Origin of the sequence: Lactococcus garvieae (assembly GCF_016027715.1) — a bacterium.
GTDB classification, from domain to species: domain Bacteria; phylum Bacillota; class Bacilli; order Lactobacillales; family Streptococcaceae; genus Lactococcus; species Lactococcus garvieae_A.
The window spans coordinates 685,200-705,922 of the sequence record NZ_CP065691.1 but is presented as its reverse complement, the minus strand read 5'-3'; the positions used below and the strand labels follow the sequence as shown (position 1 = coordinate 705,922).

14 protein-coding genes, 1 tRNA gene and 2 pseudogenes are annotated in these 20,723 nt (G+C 33.3%); 1 reads left to right on the top strand and 16 read right to left on the bottom strand.

All coding sequences use genetic code 11. From position 1 onward, the window contains the following. Window positions 1-36 precede the first annotated feature (36 nt). The 6 genes and pseudogenes from I6G50_RS03600 to I6G50_RS10595 form a co-directional block, all read right to left on the bottom strand. Window positions 37-258 carry a hypothetical protein gene (locus tag I6G50_RS03600; protein ID WP_197909200.1) on the bottom strand — a complete coding sequence of 74 codons (222 nt, stop codon included), beginning with the start codon at window positions 256-258 and terminating at the stop codon, window positions 37-39. 161 nt (window positions 259-419) lie between these two features. Continuing rightward, window positions 420-1,481: a tyrosine recombinase XerS gene (gene xerS / locus I6G50_RS03595; protein WP_197909199.1), complete on the bottom strand. Its 1,062-nt coding sequence runs from the start codon at window positions 1,479-1,481 to the stop codon at window positions 420-422. 576 nt (window positions 1,482-2,057) lie between these two features. Continuing rightward, window positions 2,058-2,130, bottom strand: a tRNA-Thr gene (locus I6G50_RS03590). A 372-nt stretch (window positions 2,131-2,502) separates the two neighbouring features. Further along, window positions 2,503-4,734, bottom strand: coding sequence for a putative mucin/carbohydrate-binding domain-containing protein (locus I6G50_RS03585; protein WP_197909198.1), 2,232 nt, complete (start codon window positions 4,732-4,734; stop codon window positions 2,503-2,505). Window positions 4,735-5,175: 441 nt separating this feature from the next. After that, window positions 5,176-5,532: a hypothetical protein gene (locus tag I6G50_RS03580; protein ID WP_197909197.1), complete on the bottom strand. Its 357-nt coding sequence runs from the start codon at window positions 5,530-5,532 to the stop codon at window positions 5,176-5,178. Between the two features lie 49 nt (window positions 5,533-5,581). After that, window positions 5,582-5,647 (bottom strand): annotated as a pseudogene (locus tag I6G50_RS10595) (hypothetical protein); the annotation flags it as partial. Between the two features lie 157 nt (window positions 5,648-5,804). Between I6G50_RS10595 and I6G50_RS10545 the strand changes: the two are divergent. Further along, a complete protein-coding gene (locus I6G50_RS10545) occupies window positions 5,805-8,315 on the top strand; it encodes a hypothetical protein (protein WP_197909196.1) in 2,511 nt (836 codons plus the stop codon). 68 nt (window positions 8,316-8,383) lie between these two features. On the opposite strand, the pseudogene I6G50_RS10590 reads toward I6G50_RS10545, so the two are convergent. The 10 genes and pseudogenes from I6G50_RS10590 to I6G50_RS03520 form a co-directional block, all read right to left on the bottom strand. Next, window positions 8,384-9,244 (bottom strand): annotated as a pseudogene (locus tag I6G50_RS10590) (KxYKxGKxW signal peptide domain-containing protein); the annotation flags it as partial. A 120-nt stretch (window positions 9,245-9,364) separates the two neighbouring features. Beyond that, window positions 9,365-9,796, bottom strand: a complete 432-nt coding sequence (gene asp3, locus I6G50_RS03560; RefSeq protein WP_197909195.1) for an accessory Sec system protein Asp3 — start codon at window positions 9,794-9,796, stop codon at window positions 9,365-9,367. Next, window positions 9,797-11,335 (bottom strand): accessory Sec system protein Asp2, encoded by a 1,539-nt coding sequence (asp2, locus tag I6G50_RS03555; protein WP_197909194.1) that lies wholly within the window; start codon window positions 11,333-11,335, stop codon window positions 9,797-9,799. Continuing rightward, window positions 11,316-12,899, bottom strand: a complete 1,584-nt coding sequence (gene asp1, locus I6G50_RS03550; RefSeq protein WP_197909193.1) for an accessory Sec system protein Asp1 — start codon at window positions 12,897-12,899, stop codon at window positions 11,316-11,318. The genes asp2 and asp1 overlap by 20 nt, the downstream gene beginning before the upstream one ends. Before the next feature lie 29 nt (window positions 12,900-12,928). Continuing rightward, window positions 12,929-14,173, bottom strand: a complete 1,245-nt coding sequence (gene secY2, locus I6G50_RS03545; protein ID WP_197909192.1) for an accessory Sec system protein translocase subunit SecY2 — start codon at window positions 14,171-14,173, stop codon at window positions 12,929-12,931. Window positions 14,174-14,195: 22 nt separating this feature from the next. Continuing rightward, on the bottom strand, window positions 14,196-14,372 hold the full coding sequence (locus I6G50_RS03540; protein ID WP_197909435.1) for a hypothetical protein: 177 nt from the start codon (window positions 14,370-14,372) through the stop codon (window positions 14,196-14,198). Beyond that, window positions 14,369-15,712 carry an accessory Sec system glycosylation chaperone GtfB gene (gene gtfB / locus I6G50_RS03535; RefSeq protein WP_197909191.1) on the bottom strand — a complete coding sequence of 448 codons (1,344 nt, stop codon included), beginning with the start codon at window positions 15,710-15,712 and terminating at the stop codon, window positions 14,369-14,371. The genes I6G50_RS03540 and gtfB overlap by 4 nt, the downstream gene beginning before the upstream one ends. After that, a complete protein-coding gene (gtfA, locus tag I6G50_RS03530) occupies window positions 15,696-17,210 on the bottom strand; it encodes an accessory Sec system glycosyltransferase GtfA (protein ID WP_197909190.1) in 1,515 nt (504 codons plus the stop codon). The genes gtfB and gtfA overlap by 17 nt, the downstream gene beginning before the upstream one ends. A gap of 11 nt (window positions 17,211-17,221) precedes the next feature. Next, window positions 17,222-18,229 carry a beta-1,6-galactofuranosyltransferase gene (locus tag I6G50_RS03525; protein WP_232252372.1) on the bottom strand — a complete coding sequence of 336 codons (1,008 nt, stop codon included), beginning with the start codon at window positions 18,227-18,229 and terminating at the stop codon, window positions 17,222-17,224. Window positions 18,230-18,243: 14 nt separating this feature from the next. Then, window positions 18,244-20,583 (bottom strand): DEAD/DEAH box helicase, encoded by a 2,340-nt coding sequence (locus I6G50_RS03520; protein WP_232252371.1) that lies wholly within the window; start codon window positions 20,581-20,583, stop codon window positions 18,244-18,246. Between the last annotated feature and the right edge of the window lie 140 nt (window positions 20,584-20,723).

Here is a 20,723-nt window from a genome sequence, read left to right as displayed (position 1 = left end):
AGAGCTTTTTACATAACTAATATTATGTAAAATAAGTTAGATTGTGATTTTTACAATGTCTTCCAATGAAATTCTACGGATATGGCCTTCCTCTTTAATATAAAGTAAATCATAATCTATTCCAAAAATTTTACCTTTGGTAGTTACTTCGCGAGAATCAAGTAGAAATTGTATTTCGACTGGTCTTTGCCGGCTCCAAGCATATTTTATTTTGTATACAATTTCCTTTTGAGACATTCTTAGAGTGGTATTGTTCATATGTGTTCTTTCTGCTTATAAAATATAAAATTTACTATTCTTTTATCTAATGCTATCATAATTTAGGGCATAATTCATAAATTAATATAAAAAATTAAAAGATAATACTTTAAACTATTACAAAAAGGCATGCTTGAAGAAGACAAGGTGCCTTTTTGTAATCACAGTTCGTCCAAAGCATTTTTTTGTTCTTGACTAATAATATGTGTATATAAGTCTGTAACCTGAGTGGAAGAATGTCCTAATTGATGACTGACAAGCACTTGTGAATTTGTTTGTGCATATAGACGGGTTGCCAAAGTATGTCGCAACTTGTGGGGGGTAATGCGTACTTTAAAAGCTTGTGAATACTTGGAAACCAACTTTTCAATACTAGAACCATCAATACGTGAAGCCTGCCCTCGATAGAGAGACAAGAAGAAGGCTTTGTTGTTTTTTTCAGGTTTATAGCGTTGCTCCCGTATTTCTAAATAATTAAGCAAATAAATCTCAGCAAACTTAGCAATATTTACAGCATCACGCTTTCCCCCTTTACGTGTTACTTCAACAACTAAGGTTTTCATATTAAGATCAGAGAGATTAATATTAACGGACTCTGAAAGTCGAATGCCCGAAGCTAGCATCAAAGCAATAATAGCTAAGTCTCGTTCTTTATTTTTATTAAAAGAAGAAAGCGCACGATTAGATAAAGTTTTTTCATATTCATTATCAATATAGTCAAGAAACCCCTGAGTTTCATCTCCTAAAAAAAGCTTTCCCTTGATATTTTCAGCCCGAGAAGCTAAAGTTTCTCTATTTTTTTGAATTTGAACTTTTTTCATCACATTGCGATAGAAATAAGGTTCACCATTTTCGCCTTCAGCTTGTTCAGTAAGATATTTGAAGAGACTAGATAAAGCAGCTAAAGTACGTTTAACTGAGTTTTGAGTGAGCCCGGATTTATTATTTTGACGTGGTTTTTCACGTAAGTAGAGGATATAACCCTCAATATCTGATCGGGCAAGGTTTTCTAAAGTATCTAAGTCAATATTAGCGATCTTGCTGGCCTTGCACACATCACTAACAATTAACCAATTGAAAAATCGCTCATACTCTAAAAGATATTGATAAAGAGTCATCAAGCTATAAGGGATACTAAGTTTTGATTGATAATATTCCAAGACGAAGTCGGGCATTCTTTTTTTAATTCGATCAATATTTGCTAATAGAAGTTCACGTTTCATAGTATCTTCATTCTACCACAATTCTATTTAACTTTCAAGAATATTATAGTTTTTCGGAAAGATGTCATAGGATATCTCTAAATGTCTTAAAACTATCTACTCAGTAAGTTTCATAAATTCTTTCTATTTATTTATTTTTTTTCGAATACAATTATATCATAACTTCTATAAATAAATAGGTTTGAACTTGATTGTTGAGCCATCCATACAAACTTTAAAACAATTAAATTATTTTTGTATATAAATCATTTAAATGATGAACTAAATAATATTATTACTAGCAAAAAAACTCCATATTTCGAGTTGATAATTGGCTTGATTGTCATGTTCATAATACATTATCACTTATCTAACCTGCCTTGGGCTATTGCTGATAGTTTATATTACAACATATTAGTTTATTAGACATCTTTCCGAAAAACTTGTATTATAACTTTCAGTATTATTAATGACTTTATCTGTTAAGTGTATAAGGTGTTGGCTTATGAAAATTTATTTATCATACAAAAAATCGCCTGATATATCAGGCGACACATATAGCTCAACAAAAGCTACCTTATATTATATAAAAAACTATGCTCTCTGCAAGGCTTGAACTTGTGACCCCTTCGTTACGAGTGAAGTGCTCTACCAACTGAGCTAAGAGAGCTACTCCTTCAACAATATATTAAAGGAGAGAGTTTATTATTTTTTACAATTTATTATAACACCAAAAAATTGTTTTTCCAAATATATTAATATTGCTTTCCTTTATGGCTCCATACTAAAGCATATATTTGTTCAATGTTTTGCTTATTTTTGCTACCATCAGACCAGACTTCTTGTTATAAACTGATGCACTGTTTAAAAGCAGTTAACTTTACGATAACTGAGACTATTTGAATATAGGCCTGTGTGATATAATAATTTTTTATACTAAAACACCGAAGAGTTTGCGGGCTCCTCGGTGTTTTAGTATAGCTTTTATTGTAAGTCGTTGCTGGTAAGTAAGGGTTCTATTCACTATAAATCAAAAATTTATTTAATTTAAAATTGATTCAAATTTTTCCATCTGAACTTTTTGTTTTTCTTCTGGAAGTAACTTAATAAGCCAGTATAAATCATTTGATAGTTTATTACTATTCAAATAATTTTTATTCTCTAAATAGCTCTCTCCTAATTTAGTTACTATTTGCTCTACGGCGGGTTCTACACTAATATCACTATTTATATTGGCTAAGCCAATATTTGTAAAAATAAATTTGTTGGTATTGACTTTTTCTGAAAGATAGCCACCAACACTATTTTTAACCTTAAGCCTATTTGGTTCTGCATGATATGTTGAGATACTTATATTTGCATCTGGGCTAGTAGAAACTTCAATTTCTTTACGGAATAGTTCTGTACTATTCCCTAGGAGTTCTTTGCTAAAGAGGAGTTGATCCCCACTTTCTACTACAGCACCAGCATACTCTTTATTTGTGAAATAGCTGTGGGGTATTGTAGTAGAGAAGTTGACATCAATCATCATGTTGTTATTGCTCTTACTAGGGGCAGTATTAATTGTCAGAAAGTCTTTATCACCTAAGCCTCTGTACTCGAAAGTATTATAGTCAAGCATTGTGGGTTTTTTATACTTTTCAATTTTAATTGGATTAATAACTTCTTTTTGACTTGAAATGACATAGGGGTTATTAACAAATAACCGTTCATTATTTGAAGAAAATTTAATTCTGTATGCTCCTAAAGGAATATCTTTAAAAGTAACCGATGACGTATTATCCAGTTTCATAGAAGCCACCTTCAACTCTCCATCATAAAGACTTACTTCTGTTCCTACCAATGATTCAGGGAGCTGATTTATAAAATTAACGGCTACATTTGATTTAAGGTTTGTTACTGAAAGCTCTTTTGGTGTGACTAAATTAAAGCGAGAACGTGTGGTTCTATCACTATTTGCCCATAATTGGTCAATCACTGGCTCAATGTTATTTTCGTCTACTAAATTATTTACAGAATCTACCACACTTGTATTTGAAAACAATTCATTTTGATAAAAATAAGTTTCACTATTAGTTATAAAACCATAATCTTGCATTATTTTGTTGAAATCTAAACCTCGTTGTTGCCCAATTTTACTTAGATAATTATAAACATTTTCAGAATTTGTAGTAAATATCTGACCGAGCTGCGGTTCACGGGCAGCCTTATTAATTTCAGAAATACCTTCTAGACCAAGTCGATCAAAAAGAGTATATATTAAAATCAATTTTTTTCTTTCTTTAAAGTTAGAAAAAGTGGAACCTTGAGCAAGCTCATTCGACAACTCATTATCTAATTGGACTTGTTTATTATAATTATAGAGCCAACTTTTTTTATCTGCTTCTCGTTTGAATTTCTCATGGTAATCATAATAGGCACCTAATATATTGTTTGAAACTTCACCCATGCCCATCTGTCTCATCAAATTATTTTGGAAACCATGACCAATTTCATGTTTAACCCCCCAGGTGTTTTTTAACCACATCTCTCCTGAAGATGTAGAATCAGCGGTCCAATTATCATTATAATAGGCCACTCCTGCTCCATGTGCATCCGCCTTAAGAAAGAACCGATTGGCATTCTCTGGAAGCCCTGTTAATTGATTATATAGAGGAAAAAGTTCGTTATCATAAAAATTTTCCAGTTCTGTTAAATCTTTAAAACCATCCTTAAGGCCACTCATATTTTTTATCTTAGCAAGTGTTTCTAAAGGTAGGTAAAGTTGAAAATACTTTCCTTTTATTAAACCGTATTGAGCATTAGAGGTCTCCCACTGATTTATAAAACTATCCGGGTCATCATTTTTCTGATATACGGGTAAATCTGTCGTCGCTCCTTCAAAGCTATACTCAACAGTCATAGTAGAATTTTCTCTATGAGTTGTAATAAACGGGGTCGCATCCACGCTTGCTGTAATCACTTGTTCAGTTGCAGTAATTTTATAAGATTTTTCTGTTTGTCGATCATTAGTTAAAAGCCAAAGTGTCTCAGGTCGAGACGATTTTATTTTCAATTGACTTCCTTTAGTCATGATTTTACCTAAATCATGACGGTCGTGATATTTACCATAGCTAGTACTGGAGGAATTTAAAGAATCATCTCGGGGAATACCGTTGAAACTTATTGTATCCGCATTTATTTTTAAGGCAGTTAAATAGAACAGTAAGACGAACAGTAATAAACCTAAACCAGCATTCCCTAATTGTGAAAAAAATTTTTTTGATTTTTCCATAAATATATCTCCTCCAAAGTTATTATATTATTATCATAACAAAAATGAATTTTTTCACAAAGTGAATATACTTGGAAAAATTATTACCTCTTGAATGTCTTATAGCTTAATATAGTACTATTTATCAATCTTTTATATTAATTATGTTTACATTATCTACCGCAAAGTATATATAACTTTAATCAGGAATTTCCATATAGCAGTCACTAACATTGCTACAACCACCATAAGTGCGCTCCTTACTGTAGAATTTTTTATTTACATTCGAGTGAACTATTGCTTAATATATAGAATTATATCAACTTAACCCCTACTATCATTTTAAGTCTCTATCACTACTACTCTCTGCATTTTTTCAAACTTCCTATATTCTACTAAGATAAAGGTACAAAAAAACATGAAGCTAGCTTTTAAATTTCTGCTTCATGTTTTTAATACATACTAGGTCAAAAAAGTTTGTATTTTCTGCTCGTTATAACCTGATAACGAATGTTCATTTGAGAGAATAATGGGTACTTCTAATAGCTCTGAATGCTTTTCTAAATAAATTAAACTTTCACCAAAGCGTAACCTACTCAAATATTTTCTCTTAACCTGTTGACTTAGAGAATACTTATTTAATTTTGTAAGAATATCGGGTAGATCCATATCGGACAAGTAGATTAGTTGAAATATTTCTCTACGTGTTATTGACTCAATTTCTCTTAGCTCTACTGCAAGATTATGTGTCTTCAACCACTTAATTGCCTGTGAGCATCGCTCAGAATTTTCTTTATAATAAAGTATTAAGTTTTCCATATTTGATATTTTACCTTACTTCTTCTATTCCTTGCTTTTTAACATTCAATCAGTTCTTTTTATTCTTACTTCTGCGTAAAGAAAAAAGTGAAGCAGAACATAATAAACCGATTCCTAAACTATTCAATACTATATTTTCTTTATCCCCCGTTTTTGGTAGATTACCATAACCATTGATATTTGTTGGAATTGTATTCGAATAACTGTATGAATTACTCATTGATTCAGACGTAGAGATTGATTCTGAACTTGAGGTACTGTCTGAAGTGCTTGTGGATTCACTCATTGATTCTGACGCTGAGTTTGATGCACTGTCTGAAGCGCTCGTTGAATTGCTCATTGAGTCTGATCTAGAATCGGAGGCCGAATCTGATGCACTATTCGAGTTACTTTCTGAATTGCTCATTGATTCCGATGTAGAGATTGATTCTGAACTTGAGGAACTGTCTGAAGCACTTGTGGATTCACTCATCGAGTCTGATTTAGAGTCTGACGCTGAGTTTGATGCACTGTCTGAGTTACTCATGAACTCTGATTTTGAATCGGATATTGAAGTCGAGGTACTATCTGAAGTACTTGTAGATTCACTCATTGAGTCTGTTTTAGAATCTGACACTGAGTTTGATGCACTGTCTGAGTCACTCATGGACTCTGATTTTGAATCGGATATTGAAGTCGAGGTACTGTCTGAAGTGCTTGTAGATTCACTCATCGAGACTGACTTAGAATCTGAGGCCGAGTTTGATGCGCTGTCTGAGTTACTCATGGACTCTGATTTTGAATCGGATATTGAAGTCGAGGTACTATCTGAAGTGCTTGTAGAATCGCTCATTGATTCTGACTTAGAATCTGACGCTGAATTTGATGCGCTATCAGAGTTACTTGTGGATTCACTGGATGCACTGTCTGAAGTGCTTGTAGATTCACTCATCGAGTCTGACTTGGAGTCTGACGCTGAGTTTGAAGCACTATCCGAGTTACTTTCTGAATTGCTCATTGATTCAGACGTAGAGATTGATTCTGAATTTGAGGAACTGTCTGAAGCACTTGTAGATTCACTCATCGAGTCTGATCTAGAATCGGAGGCCGAATCTGATGCACTATTCGAGTTACTTTCTGAATTACTCATTGATTCAGACGTAGAGATTGATTCTGAGCTTGAGGTACTGTCTGAAGTACTTGTAGAATCGCTCATTGATTCTGACTTAGAATCTGACGCTGAGTTTGATGCGCTGTCTGAGTTACTTTCTGAATTGCTCATTGATTCAGACGTAGAGATTGATTCTGAACTTGAGGTACTATCTGAAGCACTTGTCGATTCACTCATCGAGTCTGACTTGGAGTCTGACGCTGAGTTTGAAGCACTATCCGAGTTACTTTCTGAATTGCTCATTGATTCAGACGTAGAGATTGATTCTGAACTTGAGGTACTGTCTGAAGCACTTGTAGATTCACTCATCGAGTCTGACTTAGAATCTGACGCTGAGTTTGATGCGCTATCAGAGTTACTTGTGGATTCACTCGATGCACTGTCTGAAGTGCTTGTAGATTCACTCATTGAGTCTGACTTAGAATCTGATGCTGAGTTTGATGCGCTGTCTGAGTTACTCATGGACTCTGATTTTGAATCGGATATTGAAGTCGAGGTACTGTCTGAAGCACTTGTGGATTCACTCATTGATTCTGACTTAGAATCTGACGCTGAGTTTGATGCGCTGTCTGAGTTACTCATGGACTCTGATTTTGAATCGGATATTGAAGTCGAGGTACTGTCTGAAGTACTTGTAGATTCACTCATCGAGTCTGATCTAGAATCGGAGGCCGAATCTGATGCACTATTCGAGTTACTTTCTGAATTGCTCATTGAGTCTGAATCAGAAATGGAGTCACTATCTGACATACTTATTGATGCTGAATCTGAGCTAGAAGTTGAATCGGAGATGGAGATTGATTCACTGCTAGATTCTGATTTTGAACCTGAATTGGGGTCGTCTGATTCTGAAGCAGAGATAGACTCTGAGTCTGATATGGAGAGGGACTCACTGCTGGATTCTGATTTTGAATCTGAATTTGGATCATCAGACTCTGAAGCTGATGTAGATTCAGAATCAGAAAGTGAACTTGATGTACTGTCTGAGACACTGGTTGACTCGCTTGTTGATTCTGAATCAGAAATGGAGTCACTATCTGACATACTTATTGATGCTGAATCAGAGTTAGAAGTTGAATCGGAGATGGAGATTGATTCACTAATGGATTCTGATTTCGAGCCTGAATTAGGGTCGTCTGATTCTGAAGCGGAGATAGACTCTGAGTCTGATATGGAGAGGGACTCACTGCTGGACTCTGATTTTGAATCTGAATTTGGATCATCAGACTCTGAAGCAGAGATAGATTCAGAATCTGAAAACGAAATAGATGTGCTATCTGAGTTACTTATTGACTCGCTTATAGATACTGAATCAGAAATGGAGTCACTATCTGACATACTTATTGATGCTGAATCAGAGTTGGAAGTTGAATCGGAGATGGAGATTGATTCACTGCTAGATTCTGATTTTGAACCTGAATTAGGGTCGTCTGATTCTGAAGTGGAGATAGACTCTGAGTCTGATATGGAGAGGGACTCACTGCTGGATTCTGATTTTGAATTTGAATTTGGATCATCAGACTCTGAAGCGGAGATAGATTCAGAATCAGAGATTGAGATTGATTCACTACTTGATTCTGATGTAGAAGGAGAATTATCAATAATAGTCAAATTTGCTTCAGCAGATAATTGATGAACAGAAGTTTCATCAAGATAGTAGAGCGTAACCTTATATGTGCCTGCTTTAGAAAAATCGACCAAAGAAGTATCTGCTGTAACCTTAGAGACATCTCCTAGAGTTCCATCACTATTGGTCAACGTATCTACCATAGTGCTGGGATCAAATGTTTCTCCTAAATTTATTGTGTTATCTTTTGCAGTAAATTTAGACTGATCAATTCGATAAATCCATTCTTGACGGATAGTTTCACCGGCACTCGCAGTGTCTCCGTCTGAATTAATAAAATCAATTACCTGTTCGGGGTTCGTAATTAGTCCTGGCTGTATAGAATTAATAATGTTATACCATTGGAGTAGTGATGTATAACTCGTTCCAGGTTCTCCCATCATTGATTTATTTGCATCTACAATATAATTAACTCCACCGACTGCAATCGTTTTTGGGTGTCTCAAAATAATATTATCACCCGGATTAAATGTATCTATATCATCATCAGCTAACTTAACCCCTGTTTCATCTGTGTAGGTTGTTGTAAGAGTAGCTAAATCGGATGCTTTAGCACTCGGATTCTCACTCAATTCTTCATTTGATTGAAGCGTATTAGATGTTGCTGACTTTATTGGTATAGTAGTACTATCTTTTTCAGCAAGTGTCTGCGTATCAAGATTTTTTTCCACAGTCGGTGTTGAAGTTTCAGCAAAGGTTGTAGTTTTCAAGTGACCACCAAGTAAACTTAGGCCCACCCCAGTAGCTAACCTTAAGGACCATTTCACACCTTGTGACAGATTTTTATCTTCACTTTCTTTATCATAAACCTGCTGATATTTGCTCTCTTGAATATCAGTCTTCACTTTAATTTGTTGTGTAGATTTTTTTGAAAAGTTCAACCAGCTGCTTTGAGTAAGACTAGAAAATACCCAAAACTTCCCAGACTTATGCATTCTAAAGCGTGTAACTTGTTTTAGAAGACCTTTTTTTCTACCATTTTTATTCATAAAAATTTTCCCTTTTTTTATTGATTTTTTGTTTTCTTCACATTTAGTTTTATATTTTTTACTTTCTTACCTTCCCCTTTCAATTGAACTGATTGATAACTTACTAAATGTCATCTCATTGAGTCCGACACTAATGATGGCAATAGAATAAGCATAGGCATTTTTTATGTATGTAAAATCACCCCCTTTACTGGGTAAAACTTGCTTCTCTATTACTTTTCCACCTCTGTCTAGAAATATAATTTGTAACATTATCGAATGCTCTGGAAGGATTTGGCCGTTAAAAGATAAACAATAACTTTCCCCTTTCTTCAGGAGGGGTAACTGAAGAGGGGTTCGAACTTGCTGATAAGTTATATTTGACCCCCATGTCGCTATTACTGCTCCAGGAGGTAAATTTGTATTTTTAAAAAAAATTTCCGAATCCCTCATCGTTACAGTGGAACCATATTTATAAATATCTATTAGAGCCGATGTCCAATCTATTTCGAACCTCATTTAGCCCTCCTGCTGAAAATATTCACTTAAAACCCGCCTATATTGATGAAGAAACCACTGATTAATAGCTTGAGAATTATCATTATGACGTCCAGAGATACCTTTACCAACAACTACTGAAGAAGTATGAGATAAATACTCAACTAAATCACTATAAGCTGTTTGATCGTAGTCATCATTTTTCATATAAGCTATGATAAATTGCGTGTTCTCAAAATCAGACTCATTAAATTTTTTCCAAAAACGTTGATTGAGTTCTTTTACTCCACGCTCATCTAGCTTTCCAGTCAAGGATCTGAGTATATCTAACGATGTGGGAAAGCCTCCAGGTCGGACAATTCTTTCGTTTTTTGCGATATTCCCAACATTAACTAGAGGTTTACCAATTATTACAGAATGAGGGGCTAAAGCACTACTATAATAAAGTGCTCCATAAGTGCCCATTGATAAGCCCGAAAGAATCAATTCTTTTGAAGTAAATCCAAGGTATTTCAAACAATTTTCAATAACATTTTTCAGTTTATTTTCTAATACCTCACTTCCCATATAAAAACTTCCTCCCTCAAGCCGAGGATCTGTAATAAGAAGAAAGGGTGCTCCCAAATTCTTCATCATATAAAAGCCTTCAAACCCTTCTGCTGAGCGATACCCTGAAAAGTAAACATTTAATGGAGGTTTGAGATTGCCCGGATTGAAATAATAAAATAGTTCTTGTTTGTACTGATCAACTATTCTTCTTCCGCCTAAAATATACTCGCCATAACCATGGCGGGAATCCCTGTAATGCAATGGCCCTACTTGAAGCTTCCCTTTTCCATATGCCGACAAAGCTATACTTAGATAGCCTATATTTTTCTTATATTCAATTTCTAACCCATTATCTATTTCTTTTTTAGAGTATATTGAGTCCATAACAATCTCATCGCCTTCCTCGCGAGTTCCCAAAATATGCATGGTAATATCTACATCATCATCGCAAATATACTCTAACCATAATTTCTTAGAACGCTGAGACATTCCGATATTGTATTGCCAGTTTAATATATTTCGTCCTGACAATTTTGAAAAATCCCCTGTCAAGGTTAAAGAAACTTCTCCGATTATTTCTCTTTTACCACAAAACTCATCATTAATTTTTATGGTATTGGTATGTAGCTTAGAACCCATTTGTCCACTGAAAAAATTTTCACAGATATTTTGTAAAACTTTGAATTTGTTGTCAGTATTAATTATTACAGGTAATTTCTTTTTCTTTAACAAAGGTAGAAGATTAGAGGAGAGCGAACTATCAATGATTAAACCATAGGTTTCTATAAATGGCGCTATTTTTTCCAACAAGTTGTTATCAAGAAAATCTGTACAGAGTACAGCTTCAAATGAGCGGCCATTTTGACTACTTATAAATTCCTCTAAATCATCCGAGTCTACTTTTTGGGGGTCAATAAAAGACCAATCTAATTGACTTACAAAATTTTCATTTACTTCTAAAGTCCAGTCTTGCTTACCTATATGTAAAACCCTAATTTTCTTTTGTGTCATTCTTCTCCCTTACCAAACGCTGTATTTTTTCTCGTAGCATTTTTCCAGAATATTCTTTAATCTGAGCGACTGCATGGACTCTCGCTTGTTGCCAATGTGTCAAATTCTCTAAATAATACTCCATGCTTGAGTAAAGCTCACTTAAATTAGACAGTATTAATCCATTTCTTTTATGTTCTACATACTCGGTATATCTTCTATTAATTTGGGGAAGACCTGCACTAATACTAGAAATTTGTGTAAACACATCTGGTTGTTGACTCATGTCAATAACCAGCCGTGCTTGATGAATTAAAGTATAAAGCTTTTCATCAGACGTAACGGTCAGAAATTCTAAACTTTGTTTTAGATTTTGTAGCCTTTGCAGTTCTTCAAAGTGTTCACTAAAGCAGGATGTATCTAGTTCCGAATCGTTCATTTTTTCCCATTGTTCCATCATTATAAAAAGCTCTGGGAAAAGTAGGCTTATTACTTCGTTCACAATCCTTGAAAAGGCATTGATTGACTGTTCAGATGTAACTCGAAGAAACACTTTAAATTTTCTTAAAGCATCTCCTTTTTCTTGATTTTCAAAAATATATTTCAAAAAAGTTTGAATCAGTATTTGAACTTCTTCATCCCTCAGATTTCTTGTATCCGTATAAATTACTTCTTCTTCTAATTCTTGGGTAATACTCAAATCAAAACGTGTATCATAAGGAGTAATGACCTCAATATTATTATTTACACCAATAATTTCTTCTAGACGTAATTTCTGAAATTTAGAATCAGCAATTATATTTTTTACTTGGAAAGAGAGCCTTTTTACAGTTGTCTTTACTCGCGCCATATTACTCACTCTTTCATGAAAAAAGGAAAGAATCATTTTTGAACGATAGAAACTATAAGGAAGAAATTTAAGATTTTCTTGACTCACAGATATAATAATGGAATCAATCTCCTCTATTTCTTCCAGTGTAGACTCTAGATACTCTTCTTTTAATACTTCTATGTTTTCATATTTTAAATATTTGAAATTTTTCCGATTATGAGGGTTTACTTCACAATGGCCGAAAGGATATTGTTTGAAAATGCTCTCTCCAGCACAATCTAAGTAGTTTGTATAAATCATCTCGCCCTTATTATAGAGTTTGTAACTAGATAAAAAACCGCGATCATCATAAATTTCGACTTTTTCAAGTACAGAATTTTCAAAGTGGTGCACTTCTGAAATATGCGCACCTTCTCCAAAATAGATTTTCCCAATAAGTTGCTGGTGATAATAAACAAGGATATGGAAAGGAGTGTAATAGTATTCACTCTCTTTCGGAAAATTTAATGAAGAAAGTGATATTTTTACTTGTTCACGACCCTCTACACCCTGAATTTTGTCAAAAATATTCAGCCAATTACATTCCAATAAATCATAGTGATGTAGGAAATATCTCAAAGAAGGCATATATCCTGGAATTACCACCCTGTAAGAGTCATCAGCTAACATAAATGCTTTTATTTGTCCCATAAGATCATCTGAAGATAAACCGGCTTCCGAAATATTCTCCCACTTGGGAATAAATACAATCATATTTTCTCCTTATTCTTTGAGTACTACGCTCAAAAACGAATGACATCTTGGTAATTATTTCGATAATATAAACTCGTAAACTGAACCTTTATTTCATAAACAAGCAGCATCAAAATAAACCACGTGGGTATAAAATAAGCCCATGTACTTAGCTCTTTCCAATATAAAGACATCACCATAGGAATACCAATTATCAAGCTATTACATAGTGCCGATATTGTAGCCATGTAACTTACTTTATGAAAAAGATATTTTTCTGTATTCTTTCCTGGATAAACCCCACTAAAATAATCTCCACTCTTTTTCATATTCTCTGAGATTTCTTTATAGTCTACGTTGACATAAGCAAATCCATAACTAAGTACACCCACGCATACACATAAAAGAAGAATCCCTGTAAGCTGGCTCAGCTGTATCTGTTTATATATTGTACTTATGAACTTGTTGTTAGGATTATTAATTCGTAATAGATAAACAAAATACTGTGGAAATAAAACAATACTAAAAGCATACATAAAGGGCATTCCTCCTGCAGGATTTATCGGGATAGGAAGATAAGATTGTTTAGCATATTGGTTATCCAACATTACATGTAATTTTGATAATCGGCGCTCACCTTGATAAAATCTAAATATAAGGTAAGAAACAATGAGCAAGATAGATACTAAAAAGAAAATTTCTATCCCTAAAACTCCAAAATCAGTAGTCTTTGGAATAGCATTAATCACTCGGCTCGGCCATGTACGTACCATACTTACAAGTATAATAATAGTTGGTCCTCCTATCCCTCTCTCGTTGTTTTGATTACCTAACCAAATAAGAACGGACAACCCACAAAGTAAAATAACTACGACTTCGATAAAGTAATAATTATCTGACGAAACAAATATTTTTACTTGGGAAATAATACTCAAACTTTGAATAATACCTAAGAGTAAAGAAATAAAAAATTTTATTTGATAACTCTGCCGTTGTGTTAAAGTCTGAAGTTTAAATATTTTCGAGACACTGAGAACACGCCACAATATCATCGTTGACATCCAGGGGCCTAAGCCAAGAGAAAATAAAGAAAGTCTATTAATGGAGAAACCAGTTGCACTTAATGCTAGAGAGAGACCTGGGGTATTTGAGAGTAAGTTCACCAGACTTGTGGAGTCTATTCCAGGCAAAACTATGTTGCTCCCAATAATATAAATTAAAATAATAAAGAGACTGAAAAACACTCTATCTATAGCTGAGCGTTTATAGAAGTTCGACGCCTGTGAGATTTTCATTTCTATTCACCTTCTCTCTTAGTTACATACTCAGTATAATTCGAGCTAAACCAACTATAATACCTAAAAGAAGTAATGTAGAGGTACATACCACGAGGACATTTACCGTTTTTGACTTTTTCTTAAGCCTAACTTCACTCATGATTTTAACCTCTTGTTCTTCTATCTTTTGTAATACAGGGTCCTTTTCTTCTATCATTTTATAATCTCCTTATAATCTTCAATTGTAGATTCTCCTGCTTCCCAAAGTTGTTGGCCTAAAGCTTTATGATAGTCTTTTTTTGTTTCTGTAGATGCTTTCACTTTTTTTATGAACTCAAGATACTTGTCAGATTCAAAAATATTACTTTTACTCATAAATTTTGACTGATGCACTGTATTTTTAAATGCAAATATGAGTAAGTGATATTCAAATGCCTTCCTGATTATTTGGTTCACCTCTGTTCCGTGGTTAATATCAAAGTAAAGACTACTTTTTAAAAGTAAACTTTCTAACTCTTCAGTAGTAACAGTAGGAAATAACTGGACATTGGAATAGTGGTCAAACTTCATTAATTTTGCTGACATTTCTGTACGCGCAGCAATATTTATCTCAAAATTAGGAAGTTGTTCTACAATATCTTGAAGTTTCTCAATCTGATCGGAATGGGTGACAATTAATACAGATTTCTTTAGAGTCATATCTTTTTTAAATTCGTAAAGATATCCTAAATAATTAAGGTTTACTTTAGTATTTAGAGGGAGTTGATTTTTAATACATAAATATTCTTCTCGATCTTGAATGATAATATTTTTAGTCATAGTTTTAGAATCATTCAAAATTGCTTTCATATTTCCAGGAATAATACCCAATTTTTCTTGCCAAAATAATGTATGAGCATAGGAAGTTTCTGGTTTTTCTTTGCCTAAAGCAAGTGTTATAAAGAAAGGAAGACCTAAAGAGTTATAATTAATTTTCGAAGAATCGATTTGGGCGCATTTGAAATAAAATAAAACAAATTCTACATATGACGTAAAAATAAAATATTTCTTGTTGTAAAAGAGCTGGATGGTATTAGTAATATGGTTGAAGAGAATAACTTCATGTCCTCCATCGTTCAAAAATGTTGTAAGTACAAGCGCTCCATCACTAAAAGTTTTTTTTCCAAACAAGCTTCCATTCTGATTATAAAGGTCAGTCATTCTCAATCGGCCTTCATCATTGAACCAGTCTACAGATTGAACAATTCTATAGTCATCTTTTCTATCGCTATAATGAATTTCGCCTCTTTTTTTATACCCTTCATATATCTCTGCCTTATGATTATCTCCTCTTATTTCCCAATAATTTGGAATGTCAACCTCATTGAAAAATTTTGGAGATGTTGAGGATAATCTTTCTCCCTCATTTGCTAAGAAAAATTTTAAAGGAGTTTGAACATGAGGTGGTAAAAAGCCATTATCGTTGATTACTACTGTTTCAAGCTTATAACCCGCGCGTACTAAAGAATATTCCAAATCAATTGCAAGTTGAGAGTAATTTTCAAATAGATTTATCATGATGCAAGTCTCCTTCAAGTTCTAACCATTTTTGTTGTATATTCTTTGTCAAATATTTAGAAGCAATCTTATAAGAATAGTGCTGCACAGTCTCTAAGTTCCTCTTTTCTTTTCTCTGAAGTTGGACTATAGCACGCGTTAAATTTAAGATATTTTGTTCTCTGTCATTTTTTACAAAGTCAGCTAAATATCCATTCTTACCTTCTTTTATGAAGGTTTGATTACCATAACGAACATCAAATCCTACCATCCCTAAACCTGAACCAACTGCTTCGAGAAGAGTAAGCCCAAATCCTTCACTAGTTGATGCAGAAACATACGATGTATAGTTTTTATAAACTTCTTTAAGTTGTTGCTGTCCTTTTAGTACAATATATTCTTGTGCTCCTAATTCTGTAATTAAATCTTTTAGTTTTTGCTCTTCTCCTCCACGGCCATAGATATCTAATGTAAGGTTAGGTATATATTTTTTTGCGTTTACCACTGCTTGAACTAGCCAATCAAGATGCTTTTCTCCAGCCAAACGTGAAGCAGTAATCAAAGAATTCTCTTGACGCTTTACTTGCTTTTTCAACTCATCAAGGCTTCCCACGGGAATTTCATAAACATTTATCTTACGGTTTTTATATTTTGAAAACTGATCTTCTAAAATAGTTTTTTGTGTATTTGTTGCTACGACAAAAAAATCAATACTAGTTTCATTTTTAAACTGATATTCGTAATAATTATTCCAAAGAATCTTCTCTTTATTAGTGAGGGACTCATTAAAATGTTCCGCGTGGATGACTACTCCAATTTTAGCCCTTCCTTTTTCTTTTAAGATTTCGGGTCCTATATGAGTAGAACGGTCTAAAATGACGGTATCATTTTCACTTAATTCAAGTAATTGCATAAAATATAAAAGCAAGTTTTCCTTAGAATATATTGTCTTATCTGGGAAAATAAACAAGCTCTCTTTTCCATTCAAAAGCTCCTCATACGCTATTGAACCGTCTTCATTAAAAAAACGCCTTTGATAGAGATTAGCTTGATTATTTACTGGTTTGAAATATTCTGTAAAAACCTTAGTAGAAGTGTAATAATCTTTCTGAATCAAGTTGCCATTAACTACCATCTCCGTTTTATAAACCATTTTGGGATTATATTTATCTAAATAAGCAGTTAATCGCATATGCGGTTTCTCAAAATAATACACGATTTCACATTGCTTATTTTCTACGCGAGAAATAGCCCCAGAAAAACTTTCTTTTAATTTCTCAATGCTAAATGTATTAGGACCAATGGTAATATTAGTAAAATACTGATAAAACCAAATGATTTCGTCATCTTTGAATCCCATATTTTTTGTCATTGGCTCAATATTTTCATGAAACATATCCATAAAAATAAATTTGGCTTTTTGACCATTTTCCCGAAAAATATTGGCACGGTATGCTTGGGCATACTCAACTCCACTGCTTGCCCAGCCAATACCTAAATTAAAGTTATAGATTGTCATAACTTGCTCCCCTATAGAAATAACTCTTTCTGAATATCAAGGAGTAATTGTTTAGTAAAGTACCCCTCTTTGATTAAATATGAAACCTTCCTCACATTTGTTATATAAGCTTGATATTCTCTTGGTGTCATAGTTTTTACGTGATTTATTGCCTCTTCTAAGTTTTCCACTACTAAACCTAAGCCATACTTCCTTACAAATTCTTCCTTTGCAAGTCCTTTATTTACTATGATTGGTAAACCAGCTGCTAGATATGTGCTAAATTTATGAGAAACATTCATTTCAGAATATTCCCTTTCATATTGATTCTCAATATTTTCACTCCATACTAAGCCAAAACCACCTCTATTAAGCTCTCTCAACAATTGATCATCAGGTAACCATCCTTTCAATGTTAAAAACCCATCTGCTTTTATATTTCCTTGACTAAATACTTCTAGTTCTAAATCACTTTTCCAATTTCCTACAAACGGAAACCTTGAACTATTCCCAATAAATTTAATCTTACGGTAAAATTGAGGATAGTGATCCAGTTGTAAAGAAACAATATGATCCCAAATACTTTGAATTATTGTCACTGTGTTAAGCCCTCGTCCACGTAGAATTTCTTCCATTTTTTTAGAGGGAACAATCACTAAATCTGCAAAATTATAAGCAAGTAAATAACGCTCAAATAAATATTCATTATTTACAAACATGAGTGGGACAAAATCATGGATGAAAATAACGAGATGATTTGTTTTTTCTCTAGCTTTTTTTAAAAACACTTCATCAAAAGCAATACCGTTCCACGTAGGCAGTTGTACAATAAGTAAACTTTCTTTTGGGATACCTGATAAAATTCCTTCAATACGTTTTTCTTTTTCTACTTCTGTATCACTTTCTTGCACTGGATAAGCTTGAATACGAATCTCAGAGTATCCATCATTTTCCGCAATTTTTGTTACTGTATTTTGTGCTAGCATCGCTGTGCTACTCTCACTCTGTCCATACAAATTCGTAATATACTTTTTCAACACACTTAATCCTCTTTCTATGGAAAAGTAACCACTAATTCACTATTTTTAATATCTAATAAGCTCAAACTTACGTTTTTCAAAATCAGCTTGGTTATTTCATTCCGCATCAAATCATAACTTCTCATCGCTTCCTGCTCGTATTCTAAAATGGGATGTTTTTGTGCGCTTGTTCTAGATTGAACGATAAAGCGTAATTGATTGAGCGCATCGACTTGTTGGCTCCATGAAACATCAATAGCTTTCAAAATTGAAATTTTTAAATATTGCAAAAAAGCTTCATCATCTCTAATTCTTATTTTCTTTTTCTTAATATTATTTTTAAATACTTCATTGATAACTATTGAAACTTCTTCAACCGAACTGGTATGTTTTTCATTCTCACCTTTGAAATTATAATCAATATTATCTAGGATAAATCGCTTTATTTCTCTATAAGTATTTAATTTCTCCTCAACTATACTTTTATTAATAACAATTTCGAGTACCCTTGATACTATGCTTAAGGCAGTGGAAACATCCTCTAATTCTATGATTTTTCTTCGTGCTTGATCTATCTGCCTTTTTTGTAATCTTAATACTTCATCATATTGTAAAGCCTTCTTCCGCTCAGTATAAGCTCTGTCTTCAGACAGTTTTTGTGCTCGTTCCAGATAGCGTTTAATGCGTCTACTCTTTATTTGCTTATTGCTCTTCCAATGATGATCGTAATATCGCTGAACACTTTCTTGTACATAAAGCTTTACAATCTCATCTTCTAGCGATTCAAAAGAGTAACTAGATCCTGGTTCTCCCTGACGTCCTGCACGTCCTCTAGCTTGCATTTCTATTCGTTTATTAGGCATTCGTTCGCTAATTATAACTGCTAACCCTCCTCTTTGAATAGCACCTGAGGTCATTTGTATATCTGTTCCTCGGCCTGCCATGGCTGTTGAAACAGTGACTGCATTAATTTTCCCAGCTTCTTTTATAATTTGTGCTTCTTTAACGCTGCTTTTTGCATTTAGTATATTATGGGGAATTCCGAGATTTAATAGATGGGTTGAAATCAATTCTGATGCATCCAAAGAACCTGTTATAACTAAGACAGGACGTCCTTCACTGTAAAGTTCTTGTATTTTCGCAAGAACAGCTTCAGTTTTTGATTTAAAATTGGGATATATTTGAGAAGGATAATCAATTCTTATATTTTTTTTGTGTGTATTTACTTTTTTCACAGGTAAATTATAGGTTTCAATAAATTCGCCTTCTGAAACTTTAGCTGTACCAGACATACCTGATATTTGCTTAAATTGTCTAAATAAATTTTGGTATGTAATAGAAGAAATCGTTTGGGTTTCAGGAGTAATCTCTACCCTCTCTTTAGCTTGAACCGCTTGATGTAAACCACTCTGTAAGTTAGTTCCCTTTAAAATCCGTCCATCTTTTCTATCTAAGAGCTTTACTTTTCCATCTTCCACGAGATAATCTCGCTCTTTTTTTAAAATACGATGCGCTTTTAAAGCTAAAATAATATGCTGATATATTTGATAGTTTTCTACTTCTAACAGATTTGGAATTGAAAAATAGTGTTTCGCTTTTTCGATTCCTTTTTCTGTGAGCCATACATTAGTTGACTCTTCATCTAAAGAATAGTCAATTTCTTCTTGTAGTATCTCTATAAAATCATTAGAAATTTGAAAATAATTTGATTGTACCTTTGGGGCACCAGAGATAATTAAAGGCATTTGAGCACTATCTAATAAAATCTCATCTACTTCATCTAAAAGTGCAAATTTTAGCTCAGGAAGGAAGGTATCTTCTTGCCTTTCAACAAGACCATTAATCAAAAAGTCAAATCCAAAAGTTGAGTTAGAAAGATATACAATATCTGCTGAGTATATTTGCTTTTTTCTCGTAAAATTAAATTCTGCTTCTTCAGCCTCATTAGTCCCATCCGCCGCCTTTAAACCAAGGTATTCATATACTTTGCAAAACTTCAAAAAATCTCGTTTAGCTAAATAATCATTTGTAGTAATTAAAAATACAGTTCCTTCATAAAGAGCTTTCAAATACAAGGGCATTGTTGCTACTAAGCTTTTCCCTTCACCCGTTTTCATCTCAACTATATTTCCAAAATAAATTGCAATAGCTGCGTAAACTTGTTCGTTTGTTGGATAAAGTCCCAAAATTCTTTTATCTACTTCCCTTACTAAAGCAAATGCTTCAATCATTACTTTATCCCGTTTTTCTTTTAATTCAGTAGATTTTTTTATTGACAAAGCAATCTCTTCTAATTGACTATCTGTTTTACCAGCCATCACGGGAGATAGTTGATTCACTTTTTTTAATATTTTAGTGTATCTCATTTTATTCATTTCTATTTATTTATAATATGTCAGTAAAATTTAGGTTTTTCGGAGATTATAACGAGAAACATCTACTAATTCCCCCTAAATATGTGAATAAAATTTTATTTTTTTATGATAAAATAAAATAAGTCGAATTACTTGACTTG